Source organism: Shewanella psychromarinicola, assembly GCF_003855155.1.
GTDB lineage: Bacteria > Pseudomonadota > Gammaproteobacteria > Enterobacterales > Shewanellaceae > Shewanella > Shewanella psychromarinicola.
In genome coordinates, this window is sequence record NZ_CP034073.1 from 5070358 (window position 1) to 5096951 (window position 26594).

Below are 26594 nucleotides of genomic sequence, written 5' to 3' on the forward strand. Positions count from 1 at the left end.
TTCACCAAAAAATGGGTTAATCAATGTTGCCCAGCTCAAAAATTTAATAACTCATTACGCGTACTTGGGCAAATTGACGATGCCCTGCAGCAGTACCATGAAAGCCAAAACCACTTTGCTTAGCGCCAACCCATGGCGCATTACCGGCACCCGCACCTTGGTTAACCCCCACCATGCCAGCCTCAAGTTGCTCAGCAACCGCTTTAGCGCCCTGGCCACCAAACACCACTGCAGCTAAACCATAATGGCTATCATTCGCTCTGCTTATGGCCTCGTCAATGTGCTTATAACGACTGATAGCGACCACAGGGCCAAAGGTTTCTTCGCGCTCGATTAACATCTCTGGCGTTATTCCGCTAACCACGGTTGGCTGAATAAACGGTAATGGATAATCATCGCTACCAAGTAAAAAACTCGCCCCTTTGGCTTTAGCATCTTGCAATTGCTCAAGTACTTTTTGGTGCTGCATTGGGTTCACTAAAGGACCAATATTTACATTGGCTTCATCCCATTTACAGACTTGATAACGGCTGGCCAGCATCACCACCTTCTGTTCAAACTCATCGGCAATACGTTCATCCACGTAGACGCGCTCTGTTGAGGTACACATTTGTCCGGCGTTTTCAAACGAACTGGCTACTGCAAACCTGACCGCTGCGTCAATGTTGGCCGTCGCCATCACAATCATGGGATCGTTGCCACCAAGCTCCATCACTAAGCGTTTTAAGCCCGCTGCCGCATTGGCCATAATGTGCTTTCCTGCCGCCATAGAACCCGTAAATGCCACCATATTAATGTCTGCCGCCACCAGAGCTTGGCCAAGGGATCTATCGCCTTGTGCCAGTTGCAGCACATTTTTTGGCAATACACTATTCAATGTATTGATAAACAACTCAGCCACTAATGGTGTCTGTTCCGACGGTTTTAATATCACACTGTTACCGGCCATAAGTGCTGGCATCAGCAAGTTATTGGCCATGGCTAACGGATAGTTCCATGGCGAAATCACCGCCACAACACCTAATGGTCGATATTGTATTTCAGTGCGGTTATCAACTTGCTCAGTGGTTAATGCATCGCTTATTTCACTGGCAAAATACGCTGCATTTTGTACCGTACCACCCACTTCATAAGTGGCACGGCGATAATCTTTACCCATTTCTTGGCCGATTAATCTTGCCAGCTCATCTTGTACCGCCACAAGTTGCTGGTAGGCCTTGACCAGATACTGTTGACGTTCAATGAGCGACAAACTCGCCCAACTTTTTTGCGCGACTCGGGCATTGGCAATGACCTCAGGTAACTGAGATATCGCTAAGGTTTCAACACTGCCAACCGCAGTGGCTTCAATATGTTGGCCGTCATCGGCTTTGTGATAACTCGCCGGATCGTAAGAGGTTAATACTGCCATGGAGAAATATTCCTTAATGGGACAAAAATGACACTAGCCTGAATTAAGTCTATTTTGATACAATAGGATACAAAAGCAACCAGTATACTTTTAGTAACCTAGGATAACTTAAGTTGAAAAAATGAAAACAACAATTGAAACAATGAATAACGGTCAAAAAAAAGTTATCAACCCTTGCGCAGAACCCTGCTCAGTTGAGCGTGGAATGCGAGTGTTAGGCGGAAAATGGAAAGCATCAATACTATGGCACTTGCAAGATGGTCCAGTACGATTCAATGATTTATCTCGCATGTTAGGCGGCGCCAGTAAGAAAATGGTCGATCAACGTCTTAAAGAATTAGAAACCCAAGGATTAGTGAGCCGCCATGTGATTAGTGATCGCCCTATTGCAGTGTCTTATGCCATTACCAATCTTGGCCGTACCGCATTGGATATTTTAGAGCGCTTAAAAGATTGGGCAGACGAATATGTGGTGTAACTGAATCAGTGGTAAATAAATCACGATAACAAAGACATAAACTAAAAAACCAAAATAAGAAACACCACTGTCTACAACTTTTCAACATCCAGTAATAAACTATAATGAGTAGGATCGTTGATATATACAATAAATAGGATAAGATGCGCGGAAAATTCGGCTTAAGGTAATCCTATTTCATGATCAGGTCTCTTTTCACTTTTATAACTATTGTGGTGATATCGCTTATTTCGCTCGTTAGTGAAGCAAAAGAAAAAGTGACTTTTTATACTGAGGCATACTCGCCATTTCAATCTCAAAATCAGCAAGGTCAATTAGTTGGTTTATGAACTACTCGTAGCTAAAGCTATCGAGTTTCCAAGACAAAAACTAAGTTAATGTCCCTTGTTGTAAGAAAGCTTGGTACACAGCGTGCCGCCTGATGGTGGTCTTACGTCGGCTTGTTTGCGTTAGCAAACAAGGTGACATTTCCGAAGAAACAGCCTCTAACTTTCCTGATTTTTTAACTGATGACAGTTCGCTCACCAGTGGCGGTGATACCGCCTTTTTCTTCCTGATTGCAGTATTCTTACGAGTTTTTGCTTTATCAGCAAACTTAGACTCTTTGATGTAAGGTACTGCACGTTGTGCTATTACTATCGCTGCATTTTCGTCAGCGTTAAATGTACCACACCCGTTTAGACAAACCAGCGTAGCTTGGTTTGGTCTGACGGTGTGTTTCTTTTTGCAAATGTGACACGTTCGTGACGTGTAAGCAGGGTTTATTGCTACGACGGCTTTGCCGTAGTCGTTCGCTTTGTACGTAATAAACATACCAAGCCTGCCGAGAGATACATTAAGTAAAGAGCGGTTTAGACCACTCTTTGCTCTACCATTATTCTTGATAAATTTACGACCTGTTGAGTCACGCTTAGGCTTCGCCTTGCGCGTCATATTGGTCAGCTTTAAATCTTCTAAGCTAATAATAGGTTTGGCTTGTATAACAATTTCTTTAGAAATTGTATGGCAAAAGTTCTCACGAACATTAGCTGTTTTGCTATCTAATTTAGAAATTTTAGTCGCTAAATTTTGTTGTGACTTAGACTCACAGCGGTGCTTGTTTTTATTTTTGTTTAAGCGTTTTTTACTCGCTAAAAGGCGCTGATAATGCGCTTTTTTCTTAGCGATAGCTTTCAGTTTAGCAACTTGTGCTGGATTATAAGCGTAGCGTGCGCCCTCACTTGTACAAGCAGGGAGAACAACACCACGGTCGATGCCCGTGATTTGCGCAAGCAAATCATCGTCATTGTATTCTACAAAGCCATTAAGTAATTCTTCGTTTGTGGGTGAGTCTACACCGTCGTTATACGAACCCGAGAAAGTAAACTTATTGCCTAATCTTGAGATCCTAAACTGTTTATAAAGTTGATCTGGTACGTAATCCAGTTGAATTGAAAACAACTTTTGCCGTTTCTTGGTCGCATTATCAAAGATGGTTAAGAGCGTTTTACTTTCGCCTAACGGCTCAAGCATAAACAGCTCTTTTGTGATCAAAGCACTGCGTTTTTTGCCGCGCCCCTTTTGCTTAGGAAACTTACGTAAACCTTTGCGTGAAGCTTCTACGTCAGCAAATACAAGGCTTGCTGCGTTACGCATTATCTGCACAGGAATTGCCTTTAAAAAAGGCAGTTCCTTATTTGTGCGTATGTGGCTGTAGGCTTGATTAATCTGGTCGCCCTTGCTTTCAGCAAGCAGACCAACATACTCTGATCTTTTTTGATTACGCATTACGTTAGAAGCACCGATCCACTGAGCAAAACAAGTAGCCTGACGGCTACTTGTTTTGTCAGAGATATTGATACTAAAACCGCGTATTGCCATGCGTAAGCTACCTTGTAATGTGTTTATAAACAGACTAGACTACTTTGCATAGCAAATCAAGCGTGAGGTTTATATGTACGAGTGGAGAACAGGACGCAGTTGCATCTATAAAAACCAAGTCCATCTAGTCTTTGTTGCGAAATACAGAAGAGCGGTTTTTACTTTAGAAATGGGAGAGCGTCTTCGAGAGGTGTTTTCCGAGACTTGCCTACAAATGCAATGTGAGTTAATGGAATACAGTTTTGAAGCTGACCACGTACACTTAATGGTGCAGGTACACCCCAAAGTGGCTGTATCAAATCTAGTTGGAAAACTAAAAGGTAAATCTAGTTATGTACTTCGCAGAGAGTTTTGGGAAAGTATTCGTACCAAACTTTGGGGTAGTAAATTTTGGTCACCAAGCTATTGTGTAGTTTCATGTGGTGGCGGAAATTTGGAACAGGTAGCTGCTTATATTGACAATCAGAAGAAGCCTCCCTCTGATAAATCCATTAAGCAAAGCAAAGCAATAAGCAAACAGTAAAGCTTCGCTTTACGCAAGGCTTAACTCGCAGCTAAAGCAAGCGAGAATGCGCCCTAAAAATGTTCAATTGATATCTTACACGCTACCCAGCAATATGTTAATTTTGATATCGATATTCAAATGATGCCTTGGAGTCGGGCCTATAGAAATGCTCAAAAGCACCCTAATACGTTTATTTTTTCAATTGGGAAAACCGACAAACGCTTAACGTCTTTTAAATGGGTAAGCGATTTTTACACGGTACAAGACGCGATTTACAAACAAACCGCAAGAACCGATATCGATATATCTAATCCAGATGATATCGACAGGTACAACATAGCGCTATCTCGCAATGACGTGTCACTGGATCGCTTAAACATTGAACATGATTATGCCAACGTATATTTAGTGACCAACCAAACTACTGCGGTAAACATGCTCCAATTTGGCCGCGTTGATTTAAATTACAACAATGAAATTGGTTTTAATGAAGCAGTAAAAAACTTAGGATTTAATCATGCCGATTTTACTCCGGCATTTATTGTTAGCAAAATTTCATTAGGGCTAGCAACTCACAAAGACACCCGCATTGAGTTATTTAATCAAATGCAACAAGCGTTTGACACCATCAAAGAAAACGGCGAATTTAACCATGTTGTTGCCAAGTGGTTTCCTGGCTCTGATACCAAAAAAGTTAACTCAAGTGCTACAGCAAGTATGGATATCCCGCCCAATCTTAACTAAACGATGAGTGAGCGGCTAAATCAAAAGACTAATTTGAATAGCCATCAACAAACCTACATTGTTGTTAGTAATCAAAACCCAACTGAGCTTTAATCCCATCATTAAACGCGTGTTTTATCGGTTGCACTTCGCTGACGGTGTCGGCTAATTCAATGATGTCACGATGACAAGCGCGGCCAGTAATAATCACATGTTGCATCGCAGGGCGATTTTTTAATGCCGTTAATACCCGCTCAAGCTCGATATAGTGATAACTGACCATGTAAGTCAGCTCATCAAGTAATACCATGTTAATCGATTCATCTTTAAGCAATTTTTCTGCTTCTAGCCAAGCTTCCATTGCCGCTTGGGTGTCTTTTGCTTTGTCTTGGGTGTCCCAGGTGAAACCCGTGCCCATCACATGAAACGGCACCCCTGCGCCTGCTAATAAATTACGTTCGCCACAAGCCCAAGAACCTTTAATAAATTGCACTACCGCCGCTTTATGGCCATGGCCTACAGCACGAGCAACGGAGCCAAAACCTGATGTCGATTTACCTTTTCCGTTACCGGTTAGTACCAGCAAAATACCTTTTTCTTCTTGGGCTGCGGCAATTTTAGCGTCAACACCCACTTTGACTTTCTGTTGGCGGGCTTTATGACGTTCAGCTTTGCTTGCATCAATAGCGCTAGCTTGTTCGTTGTCGTGGTGATCAGTTGTCATGAGATTATTCCTTTCAATGTATTCATATCCAAATGCGCTTCTAATACATCGGCAAGACGATTTAGTTGCTGCTCGCGAATTTGGTTAATATCAATAGCATGGTGACTCGCTAAGCCTGCCCATTGCAAAATAAGTTGGCATGCAGCGGGATGATCGAATAATCCATGCACATAGGTCGCTAAAATTTGTTGGTCATTGCTCACCATGCCATCGAGCTTGGTGATCGGCATTGTCTGCTGTGCATCTTGTTCAATCGATAGCGGCTGCGTTACATCACTTTGAGTGAGTGAAGACTCACCACAATGGATCTCATACCCACTAAACTCTGCCTGCTGGTGTTGTAAGCGTAAGTGACCCCTTACTTGAGTTAAGGTTTTACTAACCGTTAATACGGTAGTAATAGGTAATAAGCCCAATCCTTTGCTGCAACCGGCAATGTCTTCAATGCCTAAAGGGTCATCAATTAGCTCACCGAGCATTTGATAACCGCCACAAATCCCGATGACTTTACCGCCGTAACGTAAATGGGTTTTGAGTTTAATATCCCAACCTTGTTGACGCATAAAAGCCAAATCTGCGCGGACATTTTTACTGCCTGGTAAAATAATGACATCGGCGTTAGGCCATACCGTCGAGCTTGCATCGCTTTGCATAGTCACATAATGAAAATCAATATGCGGGTGTAAACGCAGCGGATCAAAGTCGGTATGATTACTGATCCTTGGATACACTAACACCAATACTGACAAGCGCTGCGTAGTAGGCAATGTTGCCGATAACGGATTTTGGGGACTATCAATTAACGCATCTTCAGCGTCTAAATGTAGGTCGTGTAAATAAGGTAATACGCCTAATACGGGTTTTTGGGTATAGGCTTCAAGCCAATCAATACCCGGTTGCAATAAGCTGATGTCACCGCGAAAACGGTTAATCACAAAGCCTTTTACCCGTGCTTGTTCAGACGGACTTAACAGTGCCAACGTGCCCACCAAATGGGCAAATACGCCGCCTTTATCAATATCGGCAATAATAATCACTGGGCAGTCGGCCACTTCTGCAAAACCCATATTAGCAATATCGCCATCACGTAAATTGATTTCTGCGGGACTGCCCGCCCCTTCTATGACCACCAGCGAGTATTGTTGCTGTAAGCGTCGGTATGATTGCATCACGGCCGCTAAGGCCAAGGTTTTATAACCTCGACTCTCAGGGCCGAAAAAAGCCTTCGCTTCTAATGTGGTTAACGCTTTACCGTGAATAATCACTTGCGCGCCAGTATCAGAGCTGGGTTTTAACAGCACGGGATTAAAATCGGTATGAGGGGGTAATTGACATGCGATGGCTTGCAGTGCTTGAGCGCGACCTATTTCACCCCCATCAATGGTTACCGCACTGTTTAATGCCATATTTTGTGGCTTAAAAGGCGCAACATTGACTCCTTGGCGGGCAAATAAGCGACATAGCCCTGCAACAAGAGTGCTTTTACCGGCATCAGATGTGGTGCCTTGCACCATTAATGCCCCGGACAATAGGTCAGCGGTTGGCAGGGTAAAATGCGGCAATGACATTATGCTTTTAAGGTCAAAGGCAGGCCCGCAACCACCAAAGTGACTTGGTCTGATATTGCCGCTATCGATTGGTTAAGCCAACCGGCTTCATCAACAAAACGGCGATTTAACTCGCCCATGGGAACAATACCCGAGCCCACTTCATTGCTGACTAATACCACTTCACTTTGCAACGCGGGCAGACTGTCGATGAGTAATGATTTTTGAGAAGCCCACGAGGCACCATCATCTAACAATAAATGATTGGTTAATAATAACGTCAAACAATCAAGCAATATCACTTGCTGGGGTTTATCGATTGCCACCAAGGTTTGTGCAATATCGTAAGCTTGTTCATGCAGTGTCCAGCCATGGGCGCTAGACACTCTATATTGCTGATGTTGCTCAATACGCTGCGACATTTCATTGTCTAGCGCCGTTGCCGTGGCTAAATACACGCATTGGTAACCAATAGCAGCGTATTCGGCTACACATTGCTCTGCAAATTGACTCTTACCGCTGCGCGCACCGCCCAACACCAAATGGATCATCAGCTTAATCCCACCGCTAAAATGACAAGATAACAACACACTTCGCTAATTTGCTGTGCTGCGCCTAATGTGTCACCAGTATAGCCTCCAATCTGTTTACGGAAGAATCCGCCTAACAAAATACGCACCAGCCATAAGGTAATAAACAGTACAAATGCCACTAGGCCATTAAGCCATAACAACACAAAAATACCGCTAGCAATTAATATAAGCAAGTCATTGAGCTGCTGATTTTGTGCTACAGGCATTGACTTACTGGTCTGTTCATTTCGGACATATTGTTCACTGAAAATTAAGCTCGCCGACACGACTCGACTTAAGGTGTGACCCACGACAAGTGCGCTGACCGCCGCCAGTGGGCTGTATAAAGCTAACTCTACCAACAATTGCCATTTAAGTAGTAACACCAATCCCAGAGATAATGCCCCATAACTGCCCAAGCGCGAATCTTTCATAATCCGCAGCTTATCTTCAATCGTTCTACCACCACCAAACCCATCGGCGGTGTCGGCTAAACCGTCTTCATGAAATGCGCCAGTGACTAGCACACCCGCCACCATCGCCAGTAAAATAGCGATACTCGCGGGTAAAATGAGTTGTGCTAACCAAAACAACAGCGCACAAATTAAGCCAATCACTAAGCCGACCACACCAAAATATCGGCTGGCCTTGCTCTGCTTATCATTGTCGATAACCACCCAAGGCGGCACCGGGATCCGAGTAAAAAAACTCATTGCCACAAAAAATAGATTCAACTGCCGCAACCACTTTATCTCGCCAGACATCTTGTACCCTTAAACCGCATTATTAACACCAGCACCATAGAAACTGGCCATTTGATTGTAAAAATTCACCGTAGCTTGAATTAACGCCAATGCAGCGCCAGTACCCTCTCCAAGCCTTAATCCCAGCGACAACAATAGTGTAGCTTGTAGCTGTTGTAATAGAAGCTTATTTCCTTGCTCTTGCCACTGATGAGCAAAGACTCAATAATCTCTTGATGGTGGAAATAATGTTACCGCAACTCATGCTGCAGCAGTAGCGATAAAACCATCAATCATCACTCATATTTTTGTTCCCTAGCCACTAAAATCGCCCCAATCATTGACACGATTCTAACGCCAGCTAAAGGGCTAAAATGGCCCATGAACAGACTTACTCATGACGATGTAAGTCTAACGCTTGGTTAATTAATCGGGGGTTAGTGTCCTAGGTTGCATCATCAATTCCCGTGCATCGACCAATACACGGCTCAATACACTGCTCAACACATTACTCAATACATTGCTTAATACACTGCTCAACATATTGCTAATACACTGCTTAACACATTACTCAATACACTGCTTAACACATTACTCAATACACTGCTCAACACATTGCTCAATACACTGCTCAACATATTGTTCAACACACAGCACATTACGCAATAATGATATTCAGCATAGCTGACATTACCGCAGTTGCGGCACAAGTATTGCCTATAACCATTTTACCCAAAGCAATGACATTGCAACCAGCACCAACAAGACGTGCACCCGCTGACGAGTATGCTCTAAGCCTTAGGCGACTTTTTCAAGCCCATTGCGGCCGCTAAATGTATCGCCTGAGCACCTGCGCCTAAACGTTGAACAATAACATTGGCTTAGCCCGTTAGCGGCTATAATATCGGGCAATCAATTATCTCAAGCTCAAAACCGACTTAACGACACTTGTCAGTCAATAAGATCTGTTAACGGCGTTGACGCAAAATAAACAAGAAAAATACACTGCCCAAAGCGGCAGTGATAATACCGACAGGCAATTCTTGGTTCGATAAAATACATCGCGCTATCACGTCAATCCACACCATAAATAATCCCCCCAACATCGCGGTTAAGATCAGCGGCTGACGTCCGGAAAACAATAGCCTAACCGTGTGCGGGATCATCAACCCCACAAAACCAATGCCCCCACACGTCGCCACCAACATCGCGGTGATCAGTGAACACAGTAACAACATACTTAAACGCAATTTAGCGACATTAATGCCTAAGGTGTGAGCGGTTTCATCACCCGCTTTTAGCGCCATAATTTGCCGTCTAAACGCCAACATAATTAACAAACTAATACCAACCGTCACACTGGGTAATAGTAAATTAGACCAACTGGCTTTGGCAAAACTGCCTAAGCTCCAAAATAACACTGATGCCGCAGCCTGTGGGCTAGAGAAATACAACAGCAAACTAGTTAGTGCGCCGAACAGAAACGAGGTCGCCACACCAGACAACAACATACGTTCAACTTGACTACTTTGACCAGAAGCCGACAATATAAACACAATCAATACCGATAAACTGGCGCCAATAAATGCCCCAATCGGGATGCTTAATGTCGACCAAGACCACCAAGGTTGTGCCGTAAAGCTTGGTTTTATCGACAATGCGCCTGAAAATATCTCCGCAAACAAGCCTGTTTGGCTGAATAATGACACCACCAACACAGCACCAAATGACGCCCCAGAGCTAATGCCAAATAAGTAAGGGTCGGCTAGCGGATTACGGGTCACGGTTTGCAATACGCTGCCCGCGATAGACAAGCCAGCACCAGCCACAAAGGCTAACAAAATCCGCGGCAAGCGTAATTCAAGCACAATACGTTGGCTCAACTCGATAGCATGCCCACTGCCATCAATAGAACTCGGTATGTCACCCCCCCATAAAGTATTGAAAATGATCAATACGTCATTAAGATCAATATTGGCTGCACCAAAACTGGCCGCAAAAATAGGGGTAAGTAGCGTGGCAAATACCAACAAACTGAAACACACATAATACCGACGTTGCGATGCATCAATCATGATCAGAGCATCCTTTCTTGCTTGCCTGGTAACCATAGAAATAACTGATGAGGGGGTTACCATGTTGTGGATGATCATTGACGTGGCAGCAAACGCCAAACACCTCACTAATTTGCCGCTCGGTGAGTACTTCTGTTGGGGTACCTTTAGCAATTAACCGCCCTTGGTCGAGTAGCAGTAATTTATCGCACATCGCACTGGCTAAATTCAGGTCATGTATAGAAGCAATGACACTGATCCCTAGTGATACGACGAGTTCAAGGATTTGAATTTGATAACGAATATCTAAATGATTGGTAGGTTCATCTAATATAAGAATATGTGGCTGTTGCACAATGGCTCGGGCAATTAGTGCACGTTGTTTTTCACCACCAGATAATAGCTCATACTGTTGCTGCGCTTTTTGCTGCAATCCCACTTTGGTTAATGCACTTAAAATACGTTCTCGGTCTTGCGCTGTGTTGGGGTCAAACAAGTTTTTATGCGGTGTTAGCCCCATTGTCACTAACTGCTCAGTAGTCATATCAAAATAATGCGGGGTATCTTGTTGCACCACAGCAATACTCTGCGCTAACGATTTAGAGGAAAAACCACTGATGGGTTTGGAAAAAATTTCAATATCGCCGCTAGTTGGCTCAATATAACGATACAAGCAACGTAACAGACTCGACTTACCCGCACCATTGGGGCCAATGAGCCCTAGCATTTGGCCTCTAGGCAAACTGAAATCAATATCAGCTAGAATGGTTTTATTATCGACTTGCCAAAAGAGATGATTGACATCCAATACTGATTCAGACATGTAAATGACCTCGCCATGTCCAATTAATTAACACATACATCTATTTAAAAACTCCCCTAAGTCACCCGCTTAGGCATGGATATTGAGGCAATTCAAAGCTGGTATCTGACTTATGCACCAATGGTTAATTGGTCCATCTACAGTTGCGGGTACAGTTTGGGCTTATCCCAATTCCCAATACCTTGAAAGGCACTATGATTATGGCGCTATGGTTCTGATGAGTCGATTATAACGCTATGAATATAAAACTATGATTATAACAATATGATTATTACGCTATTAATATGACGTTATAGTAATAATTCTATGACTATCAATATGACGCGTTAAGCCTATGTAATGCTCACTTTAGCTACCTTGCTATCTATTACAACAGATTGAAAACAGTCAAGCTTATCAATATCGTCAAGCCAATAGACATCGAGCACCATAATAGCAGCATAGGGGATCGCTAGGTTAGCGAATAATCCGCTACATTGGCCAGCCTTAAGCCTATATTCCATTAAGCAGCACATTAAGCAGCGCATCATGCCACCGTGAGTCACCAATAACGCACCGGGGCAATTGCCAACGTGAGCAGCTTATTTCATCTCAAACGGGTCATTTGTTTGACTAACAAGGCGCATTGACCCGTCAATAGCGAGCCTATTGCAAGTTAATGCAACGCAGTTAGCGGGATAAAGGACTGTTGGATAAGCCGTTATCTCCTGCGCTGAGGTTAACGAGTACGGCTATGTTACCAAGACCACCACAGAAGATGGCAATCTCGTTTATGCAGGAGTAATTAACGACCTTGAACGCAGTCACTTCTCGACATGCTGGCTCCTGCATGTCGAGGTCGTTTGGGTATCTGACCACTGCCATTACAAGATAATGGCAGTAATTTACTCCCTCTCGCTAAATTTTTTGATGTTTCTTCACCAAGCCAAAGTCAGCCAAAATCGCGTAGGCACAAGGAATAATAAATAACACCATCAAGGTAGAGGCAAAGATCCCGAATACGATTGAGACAACCAAGGGCTGTACTACTTGCGCCTGAAGACTCGTTTCGAGCAATAGGGGTAACAGACCTGCGGCCGTCGTCAGCGACGTTAAAAATACCGCCCTAAATCGTTCCCGACTGGCACTTACAACGGCTTCATGAACGCTATCACCTTCATCGACATGATGACGTATATATTGCACCAGCAAGATAGAGTCATTGACGACTATGCCTGCAAGGGAGATAAAGCCCATTATCGATGGCATAGACAGGTTATAGCCAAGTAGCACATGCCCCCAAAGCACGCCTATCAAAGACAAGGGGATTGCCAACATCACCACCACAGGCTCGAGGTAACTCCTGAATTGAAAACTGAGTATGACAAAAAGTCCAAATATTCCGATAAGGAATCCCTTACCAAGAGAGGCGCCCGTCTTCGCCGTCTCTTTTGCCGAGCCTTCGAAGTCGACCTTAACCCCAGGATAATCTTCAGTGGCTTGCGGCAGCCAATCGGATTTTATCTTAGCTAATGTTTCGGTGGAATTACCCTTGCGGTTGTCAACATCGGCCATCACGGTAACCGAACGTTGGCTATTAATCCGCTGAATACGGACATAAGATCGTTGATGCTCTAATTTGGCGATCGCCGACAGAGGCAACTGCTCCCCATTGGCTAACATAATGGGAAAGTTAGCCAATGCATGAAGATCGCCTGCTTGCTCCTTATTCAGCCTGACTTCAATTTCGATATTCTCGGGCCCAATTTGGATCTCATCGGCCCGTTGGCCAAAGAAAGCACTGCGCAGTTGATTGGCGACCAACTGACCATCGATGCCGAAGACTTCCGCTCCGGGCCTCAGACTGACCTTAATTTCTTCTTTCCCCGGACGCATATCATCGAGAATACCGTTGATACCATCGAACCTGGCAAGATAAGATTGCAGCGACACCGAGGCCTGCTTTAGCATATCCAGATCATCACCTAGCAGGCGAACCTCGATATCACGACCCGCAGGCCCCATTGTTGGCTGCTTAAAGACCATAGACAAAGGGGCCGCCAGCTCAACCGTACCGTCGCGCCAATCTTCGATAAAATCTTCTATCAGCGTATTTCGAGTTTCGGCCGACAAGAGATCTAACCTAACCGTCGCCACATGAGGCCCTTTCTCGCCCGCATCGGCATTAAAATTAAACTGTGCGGTAATATCTTCAATAAGCTCAACGCCCTCTTCCACCTCTTGGGTATAGCGAGCAGCCGTCTCTTTAGCGCTGAGGATCACTTGTTCGACAACCTCCTGAGTCGAACTCAATGGGCTGCCAGGTGGCAGGATAATTCTCACTTCGGCGATATCACCATCAAGCTCCGGAAAGGGCAAGAATTTCAACACGCCACCTGCGACCAGCGCCACAGATGAGAGCAAGATACCTAAGGTTATGCCAACGCTGGCGTAGCGCCAATGCACCACAAACCTAACCGCATTGACGAGTGTCGTATTACGAAACGTTTCGAATGCGGCTAAAAAATCTCGCTTAAATTTAAGCTCAGGCCTAGGCGCTTTCTTGGGGACATGGCTTAATGAATGGTTTAAATGGTTGGGCAAAATTAAAAATGCCTCAATCAAACTGATACTGAGCACCATAATCAGCACCGTCGGGATAGCCGAGAGTACGGCGCCCATCTGACCATCTAATCCAAGTAAACTACTGAAGATTAAAATGGTGGTCAGAAATGAGGAGACCACGCCAGGGGCAACCTTTTTAACCCCTTGAACCACGGCATCATGTGGCGCTAAGCCCCGGTCGACATGGGAGGCGATAGACTCGGCGATAACGATGGCATCATCCATCATGATCCCGATGGCCATAAGCAAACCGACTAAACTCATGATGTTAATAGAGACGCCAAAGAGACTCATCAAATAGATGCCGCCTAAAAAGGCAACCGGAAGACCTGCCGATACCCAAAAAGAGTAACGCAAAGAGAAAAATAACCACATGCTAAAGAAGACTAGGATGATCCCTTGCCAGCCATTGGTTAACATCATATCCAGACGATCTTTAAGCAGCGACGAGAGATCGTTGGTCAACGTCAAATTCACGCCATCGGGCACACGTAAACGCTCTTGCTCGATAAAACGGCTTACTTTCTGTTTTATTCTTAAGGCATCATCGGCTTTGTTCTTCTTCACCTTGAGTATGGCGGCGTGCTGCCCGTTGAAAAAGATGTGCTCTTCATCGAGTTCAAATCGGTCAGTCACGGTGGCAATATCGCCGAGTCGGACCACGCTGCCGTCGCTGGTAGAGGCCACGATGGTTTGCTTTAACGCCGCTGGCGTGACTTTGCGCTCATCGAATCTGAGCAGCAGATTTTTATCTGTTAACTCAATATTACCGGCAGGGATCTTCACATTTTGCCGACCCACTTCATCGGCAATGTCGGTTGCAGTCAGGCCCAAACGGCGCATATCGATTTGATTAAGCTCAACCCGCAGTTGATGATCGGAAAAGCCAATAACGGATACCAGACTCACTCCGGCATCGATTTTCAAGCGACGTTTGAGATCCTCGGCATAATGCTTCAGATGGGGCCAGCTGGCATCGGCCGAAATAGCGATATCAACAACAGGCTCAGCCCAATCGAGCTCTTTAACGATCGGCGGTTCAATTTGTGATGGAAAGTTTTTAATCCCATTGATCTGGGTTTGCACATCCACAATAGCGCGCCCAATATCGGCTTTGCCGTCCAGCTTGATAGTCATGGACGCGACGCCTTCTTGTGCGTCACATTTTACTTCTTCGACATTGCCTAGCCCATCGACCGCATCTTCCATACGCAGACATAGACTTTCTTCCACTTCTATCGGCGACGCGCCGGGATAAACCACGGTAGCGGTAACATAGGGAGGCGCAAACTCTGGAAAAGTCTCACGTTTTATTGATCCCAAACTCAATAATCCGAGCAAGAGTAGGCTGAGCATCAACAAATTAGCTAAGGTCGGATGACGGGTGATATAAGCGATCACTGACCGGCCTCCTCTCGGTTCACCTGAGATTGCTCAGCAGCATTAACGTCGGGGTCTGATGAGATATCTCTTAAAGACATCCCCGGGATAGCGGGAATAAGATCGTTGAGCACAATGTTATCACCAACGATAACGTCTGCTTTAATCGCCACTTGATCTTGATTACGGAACAAAATGGTCACCGGTTTTATCATCAGTTTATTATCCGAGCTCATCAGATATAGCTTGTCACCGTGAAGCGCCTTCTCGGGGACGATAAAATGTGGCTTTGCCTGGCCGTATATCCGCGCTGAAACAAACATTCCCTTGGTCAGAGGAGGCCGACTGAATGGCTTAAGCTGACGAATATCCTGCTCAACCTCAAGATATAAGCCGATGGTAGCCTGATTCGGATTAACCGTTTCAGCCACCCGGGTGACTTTAGCTGGCCAAGTAAAACGATTGCTTCCTACCTGAAACTCTACATCGGCTTGTAATGCTAAGAGCTCAAAAGAAGGTAGACTATTTTGTTCAGGGATCATTTCAATACTGCTGACTAAAGTGCGCATGTCCTGCAGTGATATTTCAGCCATTATCTCCGCAGTACCGAGTTGGTGAGCGATCAACATAGTTGATCCCATGGCAACCACCTGATCTTGCTCAATGTTGATATCGGCCACTCTGGCATCGAAGGGCAGCACAACCTTGGTTTGTTTCAGTCTTCTGCGGGCATCTTTTAACTGTGCAACATCGACGCTTTGCTGTGCTTGGCTCACTTTTCTATCGTCGGGAAGGAGCTTAATTGAGTTTTGCAGATCTTCCACCAGCTTGGTTTGTACCAACAAGGACTGATGCTGACTTTCAAGTTCAGAAATCGACACCAAATTACGCTTTTTGAGGGTGAGCTTACGTTGATATTCCTGCTTAGCCAGATCCAGTTTCTGGTTCTCTATCTGCAGGCTGGTATTGAGATTTCGCTCCTGCTGATCGAGCCTTGTCAGTTGTGCCGACGTAGCATTGAGACTCGCTTGTGCCTGTGCCAGCTTCAACTCATATTCCAGAGGGTCTATCTCTAGCACCAAGGTATCCTTTGGTAACATTCGGCCCGTTTCAAGCTGAGGGTGGCGGTAGATAACTTTGCCACTCACTTCGGCGACGGCTTGCCATATATGCTTAGGTGTCACGCGACCAAACCCCTGTATTCTTGGGGCCAGCAAGGTTTTGTCCAGGGTGAGAATGTCAACCGCCCTGGCTTTATCATAACTCTGGACAACCGAGGGTGATGGTTTTAGGGCTATAGCTAAAAATAATATCAGCATTCCGCATAGGACACCGGGGAGCAGAAAACGTTTCTTATTACTGGTCATTATTTTTGTCCTTTGTCGGCATCAAGCCTCTTGCAAGCAGATTGGTATTTTGCTGTGCAAGTTTCATTAAAAATTCTGGGGTGATTTGTATACCGAGTCGACTCAAGAACCCTTCGGGCACAATAAATGGAAAGATCATCATCGAAAAAAAACTCAGTTGAGCGCAATGGATATCAACATCATCGTGCAACAGTCCCTTAGCTTCGAGTTTATCAAACATCATGATGTCATCCACATTGACAATTTCGTTAAACACCTTGGTTATCTCTTTATTTTCAGGAATACTTTGATCTAGGCCTGCCAGACGGAAAATTAATCTTGGGAAATGGGGATGCGCTGACATCACTTGATAGTAGGTCTGCATCAAGCTTGCCGGGCCATGGGCTTGTTTTTCTTTATTCACCTTGTAGAGCTCTTGTTTCACTGGAGCGGCCGTCTCTCGCAACATCGCGATAAACAGATTTTGTTTAGAGCCAAAGTAATAGCGAATAAGCCCGGGATCAGTGCCTGCAAGCGCCGCGACATCACGAACGGTAACCTGAGAGTAGTCACGTTCGACAAAAAGAGACCTTGCAGCCTGAATAAGCTTATCGCGATTTTGGGTCTCTCCACTGGGGCGTCCCACTTTATTCTTGCTATCAGGCATACAGAATTCCTCAGTTAAAGAATTATTTTAAGAGCAGAGCACATTAATTGGCAGTGAAATAATTCCACAAAATCAGCGATAACGAAGAATACAGCTATTAACAAGTTGTTAAATATGAATAAAAAACTATAACAGCATGAGTATAACCCTTTATGTTTAGCGGGGAGGTGATTTGGTTAATGCTTTAGAACCTTTGTATAACCATGTAGGGTTTTTATCTCGGTTTTTTATCTAGTACCTTCTGGCAGAAGACGGTATCTGTCATTAAACGTTTCTCCCTATGCTGCAATATTGGCTACATCCTAGGCTTTACCGCTTTTCAAGCTTGTGACAAAAATTGGCAATATGTTGCTGAAACAGCTTGAGTTCCGCCCTATAACTCAACTCGGTTTTAAAGCCATAGTATGTTGTAATTTGGATGCTCAGGTGTTCGGCCTCATTGGGCTTGTCATCCTCAACCGGTTTGACGACAAGCAGCCTGAAGTAATCGAATAAGATAATAAACATATATTGATAATAAATTTTTATTAAACAGAGGCTTAGATCAATAAAAACACCTGCTATTATGTTGATTGATTGAACATTTCTGCGGCTAACTGACGTCCCCCATCGCTTAACCCAAGTAGAAGTTAAATCAGCCTTGCTCTGGCGGTGAAAACTCGCGTAGTATAGACGTCTATACGTTTATATGTCCAAAAGGCTATCTTAAAAGGTAATCATTTAGAAGATGCGCATTGTAAGCAGCAATTGTAATCAACCGTTGTACACAGCAATGATGTTATCGCCCTATTATTGTAAAAATAAGGGTATGCTTATCTCAATCAAGGTATCAAGCAACATAGTGATAAAAAGGTAACTATTATGGCTAAATCGACTTCTTACAGTCAAACACTTGAACAACTTAATGCCTTGTTAGCGCAGCGTATTGTGATTTTAGATGGTGCCATGGGCACCATGATCCAAGACCATAAGTTGGAAGAAGAAGATTATCGTGGTGAGCGCTTTAAAGATTGGCATTGCGATGTTAAAGGCAACAATGACTTATTAGTACTCAGCCAAGCGCAAATCATTAAAGATATTCATACTCAGTACCTATTGAACGGTGCCGACATTATTGAAACCAATACCTTTAACGCTACCACGATTGCTATGGCCGACTACGACATGCAGTCACTGGCCGCCGAAATTAACTTAGCCGGTGCCAGAATTGCCCGCCAAGCTGCCGACGAAGTGGCTGCGCAAACAGGCTTGCCACGTTACGTTGCTGGCGTATTAGGGCCAACTAACCGCACCTGTTCTATCAGCCCAGACGTGAACGACCCAGGGTTTCGTAATGTCAGCTTTGATCAACTCGTCGAAGCCTATGTCGAATCGACCAGCGCCTTAATCGAAGGCGGCGCCGATATCATTATGGTTGAAACCATTTTTGATACCTTAAACGCCAAAGCCGCCCTATTTGCGATTGAAAAAGTATTTGATCAACTTGGCGATCGCTTACCCGTTATGATCTCCGGCACCATCACCGACGCATCGGGCCGCACCTTAACCGGCCAAACTACCGAAGCGTTTTATAACTCACTGCGCCACATTAAGCCGTTATCCATTGGCCTTAACTGCGCCCTTGGGCCAAAAGAGCTGCGTCCTTACGTTGAAGAATTGTCACGTATTGCCGAGTGTTATGTTTCCGCCCATCCAAATGCGGGCTTACCCAACGAGTTTGGCGGCTACGATGAAACCCCAGAAGAGATGGCTGAAGTCATCAACCAATGGGCCCAAGAAGGCATGCTCAATATTGTCGGCGGTTGTTGCGGTAGCACCCCCGCCCACATTAATGCCATTCGTGAAGCAGTACTCAGACATGAACCAAGACACATTCCAGACATTCCTGTGGCGTGTCGGTTGTCGGGGTTAGAGCCACTGACCATCGATAAAAACTCGCTATTCGTCAACGTCGGCGAGCGCGCCAACGTGACAGGCTCAGCCAAGTTTTTACGCTTAATTAAGCAAGAAAAGTTTGAAGAAGCCCTCGATGTGGTGCGCGAGCAAGTCGAAAACGGCGCCCAAATTATCGACGTCAACATGGACGAAGGCATGCTCGATGGCGTGGCTTCCATGGCGAAGTTTTTAAACTTAATTGCCTCTGAGCCAGATATCTCCCGCGTGCCGATCATGATCGACTCGTCTAAATGGGAAGTGATTGAAGCGGGCCTTAAATGCGTCCAAGGCAAGTCCATTGTTAACTCGATTTCGATGAAAGAAGGTGAAGCCAAATTTATCGAGCAAGCCACCTTAGTGAAACGCTATGGCGCCGCCGCCATTATAATGGCCTTTGACGAAGACGGCCAAGCCGACACGCGTGAACGTAAAACCCAAATCTGTACCCGTGCTTACCGTATTTTGGTTGATGTGGTCGGCTTTCCACCAGAAGATATTATTTTCGACCCCAACATCTTCGCCATTGCCACCGGTATTGATGAACACGACAACTATGCTGTCGACTTTATCGAAGCCATTAAAGACATCAAAACCACCTTGCCACATGCAATGATCTCCGGTGGTGTGTCTAACGTGTCATTCTCGTTTAGGGGTAACAACCCAGTACGTGAAGCGATTCATGCGGTATTTTTATACCATGCTATTCAAGCCGGCATGGACATGGGCATTGTCAACGCGGGTCAGTTAACCATATACGATGATATAGATCCCGAGCTTAAAAAACGGGTTGAAAACGTAGTACAAAACTTACCTTGCCCGGTTGCCGACTCAAGCAACACCGAACAGCTACTCGACATCGCCGAAACCTTTCGCGGCGATGGCTCCCAAGTGGCCAAAAAAGAAGATTTAGCCTGGCGTAGCTGGCCGGTGTCCAAGCGGTTGTCGCACGCCTTGGTCAAAGGCATTACTGAATTTATTGACCAAGACACCGAGGCTGCACGCCAAGAAGCCACCCGCCCACTTGATGTGATAGAAGGGGCATTAATGGACGGCATGAACGTAGTCGGTGACTTATTTGGCGCGGGCAAAATGTTCTTACCGCAAGTGGTTAAATCGGCTCGAGTGATGAAAAAAGCCGTTGCTTACCTTAATCCTTATATCGAACTAGAGAAGGTTGCGGGTCAGTCAAACGGACGAATTTTAATGGTCACCGTAAAAGGTGATGTGCACGACATCGGTAAAAATATCGTCGGCGTCGTGCTCGCTTGTAACGGCTACGAAGTGGTCGATCTTGGGGTGATGGTATCGGTTGATAAAATTCTCGATGCCGTTAAAGAGCATAATATCGACATCATCGGCATGTCAGGGCTCATTACCCCAAGCCTTGATGAAATGGTCCACAACGTGAAAACCTTCCACCGTGAAGGCTTAACCATTCCGGCCATTATCGGCGGGGCGACTTGCTCTAAAATTCATACGGCTGTGAAAATAGCGCCGCATTATCCACACGGCGCCATTTATATTGCCGATGCATCCCGCGCCGTGCCTATGGTGTCGAAACTGATTAACAATACCACCCGCCAAGCCACCATCGACGAAGCCTATGCTGAATACGACATGATGCGTGAAAAACGCTTATCGCAAACCAAGCGTAAAACCTTAGTGTCGATTGAAGCGGCGCGTGAAAACCGTTGCCAACATGACTGGGAAAACTACCGCCCATTTACGCCTAACGTGTTAGGTCGCCAAGTATTTGATGACTACCCGCTAGATGATTTAGTTGAACGTATTGACTGGACACCGTTCTTTAGAAGCTGGGAACTGCACGGTCATTACCCTGAAATTTTAAAAGACAAAGTGGTCGGTGAAGAAGCGGTTAAATTATTCGCCGATGGCCAAGACATGCTGAAGCAAATTATTGCTGAAAAGTGGCTTACCGCCAAAGCCGTCATCGGTTTATTCCCAGCCAATACCGTTAATCACGACGACATTGAACTGTATACCGATGACACTCGCACCACATTGGAAATGACCACCCATCATCTGCGCATGCAACTTGAACGCGTGGGTAACGACAACTTCTGTTTATCAGACTTTGTTGCCCCTAAAGACAGCGGCGTTGCCGATTACATGGGCGGGTTTGCGGTGACAACAGGTCACGGTATTGATCAACATGTAGCCCGTTTTGAAGCCAACCATGATGACTACAATGCGATTATGCTCAAATGTTTAGCCGACCGTTTAGCCGAAGCCTTGGCCGAGCGTATGCACGAGCGCGTCCGTAAAGAGTTTTGGGGGTATGCCGCCGATGAAATACTCGATAACGAAGCGTTAATTCGCGAACGTTATAAAGGTATTCGTCCAGCACCAGGTTACCCAGCGTGTCCGGATCATACTGAAAAAGGTTTGTTGTGGGATTTACTCAAACCCGATGAAACGATTGATTTAAACATTACCGAAAGCTTCGCCATGTACCCAACCGCTGCAGTGTCTGGCTGGTACTTTGCCCACCCAAAATCACGCTATTTTGGCGTGACCAATATTGGTAAAGATCAAGTTGAAGATTATGCTAAACGTAAGGGCATGACCTTAGCAGAGACAGAGCGATGGTTGTCACCGATATTGGACTATGACCCAGAATAGAGAGTGATCCTGAGCAGAGAGTGACCCAGAGTAGAGAGTGCTCCCGAATAAAGAGTAACCTTGAGTAATCGCGGTTACTCTTTTTTATGTCCAAACTTCGTTTGGATATAGGTCGAAAGGTTTATAAGTAAACTGTTTTGTTATATTTAGCTTTAACCCAATTTGCAACTAAAGTCGCTAATGCACCACCTAAACTATGACCAACACAATGGATAATACCTGTACTCTTTAACACTTCAGGTTTATCTAAATAGTCAGCTAACCCATCTCTAAAAGATTCAAATGTTGTTTGAAAACCTGTATGAACTAAGCTACCCGCATCATTACTTTTTGAATGAGCAGTAATATCGGTTACCGCATCAGCTAAAGTATTTGTACCCCGTATTGCAATCACGTGATCGCCCTTATGTTGCTGACTATGTCCTTGGCCAATGAGCAAAAAGCCTGTCGTTTCGCACCAAAAGAAACCACCAGAAGTCCCCTGTTGGACATCTTCTGCGTTGAACTTAAAGTGTTGTTTTACCTTATTATGGATAGGTAATCTTTTGGGTTTTTTTCAATTTGGTAAGATAGCAATGCGATTCTAGCTGCAACATTAGGGGATATAACACTCATTATTTCATCCTTAAAATAAACTTTTAAATATTTTTTATCTAATTAATTTTTTAAATCATTAAAATTTGTAACAACATCCATAGATTCACCGTAATAAGTCGTAATTAATTCATCTTCCCAGTAACATATTGAAATTATAGGATGATCACGTATTAAACCAAACTGCGTTAAATCAACTTCATATTGTAATTCTTTATTTTGTAAGTCTGCATTTAACTGCAGCAAAAATTTGTTTAAATAAGGAACAGAAATCCAATTCTTACTGATCAACCAAAGCCAGTAATACTTATCTTCACCATCTTTTATCTCATCAGGTTCTTTCTTAATATAAATTTCCTGCCTAAGACGTGCATCTTGCCCAAAAATATTACCGGGGGCATTTGCAGGGCTACCGCATGAGTGTTTAATTTTTAACCTAACCACTGAATCCAGCCTTTAATACTGCTTCAAGCATCGATGGATTCATCATGCATCGCTTTTGCTTTCCAACAATGCTTATCTTCGTCGGCTCTGCTCGTAACATATTCAAGCTCATATGACGCAGACATGATAGATTTTCCGCCCCGTGTGCGTTGTATATTTGACATGCATCCTCACTCATACTGACATCAAGCACCCAGTGCATCGATTCTATGCCCCAATGTTCTCGGACAGCTATCGCTGCTTGCTCAGCACTTAACTCCTTAGAACTAATGTAATAACGATACTCAAGTTCGATTGGTTTTCCTTTCTCAAGGCGACAACTTTCAACCATAACGATATTTTTTAGCCCTTTCCACTTTGAAAAGTCACCGAGTAAGTTTTTACTATCAATAACATAGCACTGTCGACACTCAGTACGTCCGTGACCGTGTTCAATTACGGATTTGTCCGTATTGTTAGCTCGCTGGAAAGCGAAGGCTTTTACTATTGCTTCGCGCAGCTTTCCCTGATTACTTTTAACGGCAAGCAGATAATCACCACCTTGGTCCACAATGGTTTTTGCTATCTTTGTTTGACAAGCCATCGCATCGATAGTCACTAACGCCCCTTTGATATCGAGCATTTTTATCAACTCAGGAATAGCTGTTATCTCATTACTTTTTTGTTCTGTTTTAAGCTGACCAAGTACTAATTTGTTTGATGAAGCATAAGCACTAATCATGTGTATGGTACTGGCTCTATCTTCACGATTGTATGACCCTCGAAGCGTTTTTCCATCGATAGCAATGACTTGGCCTTCAGTAAGGGTGTGTATCGAAGACATCCAATTGATAAAACATTGGTGAAACTGCTCAGGTTCAATGGTTGATATAATACGAGCAATCGTGTCATCAGCGGGAATGCCGTTCATGAAGAGGTTGTTGTTTTGAAACCAATCATGATGCCCAAGAATGTATTCGCGAATGTCAAACCAGCCTTTAGCGCCTGCGATAACGGCACATAGCGAACCAAACAGCACCTCAAAGAGGCAATAGGTCACTTTAGCCCCCTGGCGCTGGTCTGTTATTGTTTGGAAATGCTCTTTGAAGTGGTCAATATGCATGGTGTGCTCCCGAAAAAAGGGAGTATAAGATCATAGCGAGATGTTAACGTCAAATAGTGAGTTAAATTGTTTAAAAAACGTTCACGATCTCGCCCTGGGGGCATTTGACTTAACTTTAACTTCTTTAAATGAAAACTCACCATTTGTATCGGTTAATGCATAGTCAATAATAGGGTCACCCTTGTCATAACCACCATATGACAGTTCTCTAACAACTTCCGCCCCCGAAATTGGAATGCCATTATTGGTGATTCGCCCTTGTACAGGAGCCGATAATTCAACTTCATATCGCTTCAAAAATCCAAACACTGCATCATCTCCTTCGGGGTAAGCATATGAAAAAAAAATAATCACAAATAGAAATAATGAAACCGTAAGCAATAAAAGGTAACGATATTTATCAAGAATACTATTTAACACCCTCTCCCCCAACTCATTGATATAGATAAAAAATAAAAGCTACAGATTCATGGTTAAAAAGAGACGTAACATAGTGCTTTTAATACTCATTAACAGCCTAATTTTAGCCAAAAAAAACTCTTTATCTATAGCCCTAAAGAGTGTCAAAAAGGCACTAAAAACATTAATTGTGATAGTTTTATCTTTGCCTCTAGAACCAACAATATTGAATCCATACGCAAAAAACACTTACTTCAACGACTCTACCCATTGGTTGGATGATGAAATTAGACCAGACCAGAACACCTCAATCAAACATACACTTTTCATCATTACACCTTTAAAGTAGCTATTTATGATGATAGACCCTCTTAACAAATCACTCTACAATAACTTCAGTAAGTTAATCATATCAACATCAAAACAAGGCGTTACCTCATCAATGAGCTACATAGCATATATTAGTTTGTTTCTCGTTCTGTCTGTCACTTCGGCCAACTACTTTTTGGAGGGAGCAATATTTCGCATGTTTAAAAAAGTCGATGTCGAAGTGTTTCCTGAAGTGATTGGTAGCCTAACCAATGAGGGAGAACCTCTAGCCGATATTAAGCTAAAAAGAGGTTACCAATACTCTGGTGTTATGGAAGAAATTGAGTGGGACTACACCACTACTGATGATGAAGGCAAATTTAGCTTTCCTGAAATCATTCACAGAACAAGTCACCCTAATAAACCGTTTGCTGAAACGCGCGTTGCGCAAGCAATTAAAGTCGCAGAGGGAGTTTATACAGACACTTTTCTTTGGTCTGCTGTAACTAAAGGTGAAAAACATCTTTCCCTATTAGCTGAAAGATTGGCGCAATTACATTGCAACTTCGCCAATGAAGAGATTAGACAAGAGATAATAGAAGAAGAAATTAGCAATGGAGTTTCACGACTACAGGTGTTTAGTATTTGCCGCTGGCCAGAACTACAACTATTGGAAGTACAGAAAAGAGAAAAATACGGATGATATTCAGACTGGCCAATCTAGATGAATTTTTGCTGATGGGATATCTAGTCAATAAGCAATAACGAATGTGTACCTATTGGCCCAATCGAACATACCCTTTTCATCATTACACCATAAAAAATAGTCCTTTATAATAATATATACCCTTGAAGAATCACTCTACAATGACTTCAGTAAGTTAATCATATCAACATCAAAACAAGGCGTTACCTCATCAATGAGCTACATAGCATATATTAGTTTGTTTCTCGTTCTGTCTGTCACTACGGCCAACTACTTTTTGGAGGGAGCAATATTTCGCATGTTTAAAAAAGTCGATGTCGAAGTGTTTCCTGAAGTGATTGGTAGCCTAACCCTTCAGGGTAAACCTCTAGCCGATATTAAGCTAAAAAGAGGTTACCAATACTCTGGTGTTATGGAAGAAAAAAAATGGGACTACACCACTACTGACGATGAAGGCAAATTTAGCTTTCCTGAAATTATTCACAGAACAAGTCACCCTAATAAACCATTTGCTGGAACTCGTATATCTCAAACGATTAAAGTCGATGAAAATGAAGAGTCAGACATCATTAAAGCAGCTAAAGATGAGTATTCTGAAGTAATACTTTGGGGATCCATATCTTCAGGCGAGAAACATATATCTTATTTAGCTGAACGATTAGCACGATTAGATTGTGACCTAGCTAATGAAGCCATTAGGAATGAAATCATTGATGAAGCGTTTCCTAGTGGTGTAGTGCGCTATCAAGTATTGAGCATTTGTCGCTGGCCTGATCTGGAAAAATTAGAAATCGAGAAACGGAAAAAATTTGATTAATAAGGGCGTTAAATAATTCATCCGTATATATTCTAATAATCGACACACCCCATCTAATCATTACCCCTTAAAAAATAGTCACTTATGATAATAGATCCCCTTACTGAATCGCTCTACAATACCTAGTTAAAAATTAACCATATAAAAATTAAAGCAGGGAGTGGCTTCATCTATGGGCTACAGAGCATATATTGGAATTGTCGCATTC

At 43.8% G+C, this 26594-nt stretch carries 22 protein-coding genes, 1 pseudogene and 1 riboswitch; of the genes and pseudogenes, 6 read left to right on the forward strand and 17 right to left on the reverse strand.

The features are described 5' to 3' along the window. Positions 1-43 precede the first annotated feature (43 nt). The gene (locus EGC80_RS22020; RefSeq protein WP_124013694.1) at positions 44-1411 is read right to left on the reverse strand and encodes an aldehyde dehydrogenase family protein; all 1368 of its coding nucleotides are present in this window, start codon (positions 1409-1411) and stop codon (positions 44-46) included. A gap of 121 nt (positions 1412-1532) precedes the next feature. Here EGC80_RS22020 and EGC80_RS22025 point away from each other — a divergent pair, with 121 nt between their 5' ends. After that, positions 1533-1889 (forward strand): winged helix-turn-helix transcriptional regulator, encoded by a 357-nt coding sequence (locus EGC80_RS22025; protein WP_124013693.1) that lies wholly within the window; start codon positions 1533-1535, stop codon positions 1887-1889. A 369-nt stretch (positions 1890-2258) separates the two neighbouring features. On the opposite strand, the gene EGC80_RS22030 is transcribed toward EGC80_RS22025, so the two are convergent. After that, positions 2259-3749 (reverse strand): RNA-guided endonuclease InsQ/TnpB family protein, encoded by a 1491-nt coding sequence (locus tag EGC80_RS22030; RefSeq protein WP_124013300.1) that lies wholly within the window; start codon positions 3747-3749, stop codon positions 2259-2261. Positions 3750-3822: 73 nt separating this feature from the next. On the opposite strand from EGC80_RS22030, the gene tnpA reads away from it, so the two are divergent. Together tnpA and EGC80_RS22040 are read left to right on the forward strand one after the other, a co-directional pair. Then, on the forward strand, positions 3823-4272 hold the full coding sequence (gene tnpA / locus EGC80_RS22035; protein WP_124013301.1) for an IS200/IS605 family transposase: 450 nt from the start codon (positions 3823-3825) through the stop codon (positions 4270-4272). 72 nt (positions 4273-4344) lie between these two features. Then, entirely contained in the window at positions 4345-4998 is a 654-nt protein-coding gene (locus tag EGC80_RS22040; RefSeq protein ID WP_267898651.1) for a substrate-binding periplasmic protein, read from the forward strand. A 64-nt stretch (positions 4999-5062) separates the two neighbouring features. Here the strand turns inward: EGC80_RS22040 and cobO are convergent, their stop codons facing one another. The 11 genes and pseudogenes from cobO to EGC80_RS22095 form a co-directional block, all read right to left on the reverse strand. Beyond that, the gene (cobO, locus tag EGC80_RS22045; protein WP_124013691.1) at positions 5063-5701 is read right to left on the reverse strand and encodes a cob(I)yrinic acid a,c-diamide adenosyltransferase; all 639 of its coding nucleotides are present in this window, start codon (positions 5699-5701) and stop codon (positions 5063-5065) included. Further along, entirely contained in the window at positions 5698-7269 is a 1572-nt protein-coding gene (locus EGC80_RS22050) for a cobyric acid synthase (protein ID WP_124013690.1), read from the reverse strand. Before EGC80_RS22050 ends, cobO begins: the two co-directional genes overlap by 4 nt. Then, positions 7269-7799 (reverse strand): bifunctional adenosylcobinamide kinase/adenosylcobinamide-phosphate guanylyltransferase, encoded by a 531-nt coding sequence (cobU, locus tag EGC80_RS22055; protein WP_124013689.1) that lies wholly within the window; start codon positions 7797-7799, stop codon positions 7269-7271. Before cobU ends, EGC80_RS22050 begins: the two co-directional genes overlap by 1 nt. After that, positions 7799-8584, reverse strand: a complete 786-nt coding sequence (locus tag EGC80_RS22060) for an adenosylcobinamide-GDP ribazoletransferase (protein WP_101032618.1) — start codon at positions 8582-8584, stop codon at positions 7799-7801. Before EGC80_RS22060 ends, cobU begins: the two co-directional genes overlap by 1 nt. Before the next feature lie 9 nt (positions 8585-8593). Then, positions 8594-8928, reverse strand: a pseudogene (locus EGC80_RS22065) (nicotinate-nucleotide--dimethylbenzimidazole phosphoribosyltransferase); the annotation flags it as partial. Positions 8929-9221: 293 nt separating this feature from the next. Then, positions 9222-9290 (reverse strand): hypothetical protein, encoded by a 69-nt coding sequence (locus tag EGC80_RS22940; RefSeq protein ID WP_233768685.1) that lies wholly within the window; start codon positions 9288-9290, stop codon positions 9222-9224. A gap of 241 nt (positions 9291-9531) precedes the next feature. After that, positions 9532-10638, reverse strand: coding sequence for a FecCD family ABC transporter permease (locus EGC80_RS22075; protein WP_124013688.1), 1107 nt, complete (start codon positions 10636-10638; stop codon positions 9532-9534). Further along, a complete protein-coding gene (locus EGC80_RS22080; RefSeq protein WP_124013687.1) occupies positions 10631-11440 on the reverse strand; it encodes an ABC transporter ATP-binding protein in 810 nt (269 codons plus the stop codon). Before EGC80_RS22080 ends, EGC80_RS22075 begins: the two co-directional genes overlap by 8 nt. A 79-nt stretch (positions 11441-11519) precedes the next feature. Further along, a riboswitch (cobalamin riboswitch) is annotated at positions 11520-11640 on the reverse strand. Positions 11641-12337: 697 nt separating this feature from the next. Then, a complete protein-coding gene (locus EGC80_RS22085; protein ID WP_124013686.1) occupies positions 12338-15445 on the reverse strand; it encodes an efflux RND transporter permease subunit in 3108 nt (1035 codons plus the stop codon). Next, entirely contained in the window at positions 15442-16791 is a 1350-nt protein-coding gene (locus tag EGC80_RS22090; RefSeq protein ID WP_124013685.1) for an efflux RND transporter periplasmic adaptor subunit, read from the reverse strand. Before EGC80_RS22090 ends, EGC80_RS22085 begins: the two co-directional genes overlap by 4 nt. Then, positions 16781-17437, reverse strand: coding sequence for a TetR/AcrR family transcriptional regulator (locus tag EGC80_RS22095; RefSeq protein ID WP_124013684.1), 657 nt, complete (start codon positions 17435-17437; stop codon positions 16781-16783). Before EGC80_RS22095 ends, EGC80_RS22090 begins: the two co-directional genes overlap by 11 nt. A gap of 861 nt (positions 17438-18298) precedes the next feature. On the opposite strand from EGC80_RS22095, the gene metH reads away from it, so the two are divergent. Beyond that, positions 18299-22015 (forward strand): methionine synthase, encoded by a 3717-nt coding sequence (gene metH / locus EGC80_RS22100; RefSeq protein ID WP_124013683.1) that lies wholly within the window; start codon positions 18299-18301, stop codon positions 22013-22015. Between the two features lie 121 nt (positions 22016-22136). On the opposite strand, the gene EGC80_RS22105 is transcribed toward metH, so the two are convergent. The 4 genes from EGC80_RS22105 to EGC80_RS22120 all read right to left on the reverse strand — a co-directional run bounded on the left by EGC80_RS22105 (position 22137) and on the right by EGC80_RS22120 (position 24575). Further along, complete coding sequence (locus EGC80_RS22105; RefSeq protein ID WP_164839520.1) at positions 22137-22409, reverse strand: lipase family protein; 273 nt, start codon at positions 22407-22409, stop codon at positions 22137-22139. A 263-nt stretch (positions 22410-22672) separates the two neighbouring features. Beyond that, the gene (locus tag EGC80_RS22110) at positions 22673-23053 is read right to left on the reverse strand and encodes a hypothetical protein (RefSeq protein WP_124013681.1); all 381 of its coding nucleotides are present in this window, start codon (positions 23051-23053) and stop codon (positions 22673-22675) included. Next, a complete protein-coding gene (locus EGC80_RS22115) occupies positions 23046-24155 on the reverse strand; it encodes an ISAs1 family transposase (RefSeq protein ID WP_124012320.1) in 1110 nt (369 codons plus the stop codon). The genes EGC80_RS22110 and EGC80_RS22115 overlap by 8 nt, the downstream gene beginning before the upstream one ends. A gap of 81 nt (positions 24156-24236) precedes the next feature. Continuing rightward, complete coding sequence (locus tag EGC80_RS22120) at positions 24237-24575, reverse strand: DUF6795 domain-containing protein (protein ID WP_124013680.1); 339 nt, start codon at positions 24573-24575, stop codon at positions 24237-24239. Positions 24576-24909: 334 nt separating this feature from the next. Between EGC80_RS22120 and EGC80_RS22125 the strand changes: the two genes are divergently transcribed. Continuing rightward, positions 24910-25566 carry a DUF6795 domain-containing protein gene (locus EGC80_RS22125; RefSeq protein WP_124013679.1) on the forward strand — a complete coding sequence of 219 codons (657 nt, stop codon included), beginning with the start codon at positions 24910-24912 and terminating at the stop codon, positions 25564-25566. Positions 25567-25867: 301 nt separating this feature from the next. Further along, on the forward strand, positions 25868-26386 hold the full coding sequence (locus tag EGC80_RS22130) for a DUF6795 domain-containing protein (RefSeq protein ID WP_124013678.1): 519 nt from the start codon (positions 25868-25870) through the stop codon (positions 26384-26386). Positions 26387-26594: the final 208 nt, after the last annotated feature.

Coding starts and splice junctions, on each gene's coding strand:
- EGC80_RS22020 (WP_124013694.1), bottom strand. CDS start 1,411: ATGGCAGTATTAACCTCTTACGATCCGGCGAGTTATCACAAAGCCGAT.
- EGC80_RS22025 (WP_124013693.1), top strand. CDS start 1,533: ATGAAAACAACAATTGAAACAATGAATAACGGTCAAAAAAAAGTTATC.
- EGC80_RS22030 (WP_124013300.1), bottom strand. CDS start 3,749: ATGGCAATACGCGGTTTTAGTATCAATATCTCTGACAAAACAAGTAGC.
- tnpA (WP_124013301.1), top strand. CDS start 3,823: ATGTACGAGTGGAGAACAGGACGCAGTTGCATCTATAAAAACCAAGTC.
- cobO (WP_124013691.1), bottom strand. CDS start 5,701: ATGACAACTGATCACCACGACAACGAACAAGCTAGCGCTATTGATGCA.
- EGC80_RS22050 (WP_124013690.1), bottom strand. CDS start 7,269: ATGTCATTGCCGCATTTTACCCTGCCAACCGCTGACCTATTGTCCGGG.
- cobU (WP_124013689.1), bottom strand. CDS start 7,799: ATGATCCATTTGGTGTTGGGCGGTGCGCGCAGCGGTAAGAGTCAATTT.
- EGC80_RS22060 (WP_101032618.1), bottom strand. CDS start 8,584: ATGTCTGGCGAGATAAAGTGGTTGCGGCAGTTGAATCTATTTTTTGTG.
- EGC80_RS22075 (WP_124013688.1), bottom strand. CDS start 10,638: ATGATTGATGCATCGCAACGTCGGTATTATGTGTGTTTCAGTTTGTTG.
- EGC80_RS22080 (WP_124013687.1), bottom strand. CDS start 11,440: ATGTCTGAATCAGTATTGGATGTCAATCATCTCTTTTGGCAAGTCGAT.
- EGC80_RS22090 (WP_124013685.1), bottom strand. CDS start 16,791: ATGACCAGTAATAAGAAACGTTTTCTGCTCCCCGGTGTCCTATGCGGA.
- EGC80_RS22095 (WP_124013684.1), bottom strand. CDS start 17,437: ATGCCTGATAGCAAGAATAAAGTGGGACGCCCCAGTGGAGAGACCCAA.
- metH (WP_124013683.1), top strand. CDS start 18,299: ATGGCTAAATCGACTTCTTACAGTCAAACACTTGAACAACTTAATGCC.
- EGC80_RS22115 (WP_124012320.1), bottom strand. CDS start 24,155: ATGCATATTGACCACTTCAAAGAGCATTTCCAAACAATAACAGACCAG.
- EGC80_RS22125 (WP_124013679.1), top strand. CDS start 24,910: ATGATGATAGACCCTCTTAACAAATCACTCTACAATAACTTCAGTAAG.
- EGC80_RS22130 (WP_124013678.1), top strand. CDS start 25,868: ATGTTTAAAAAAGTCGATGTCGAAGTGTTTCCTGAAGTGATTGGTAGC.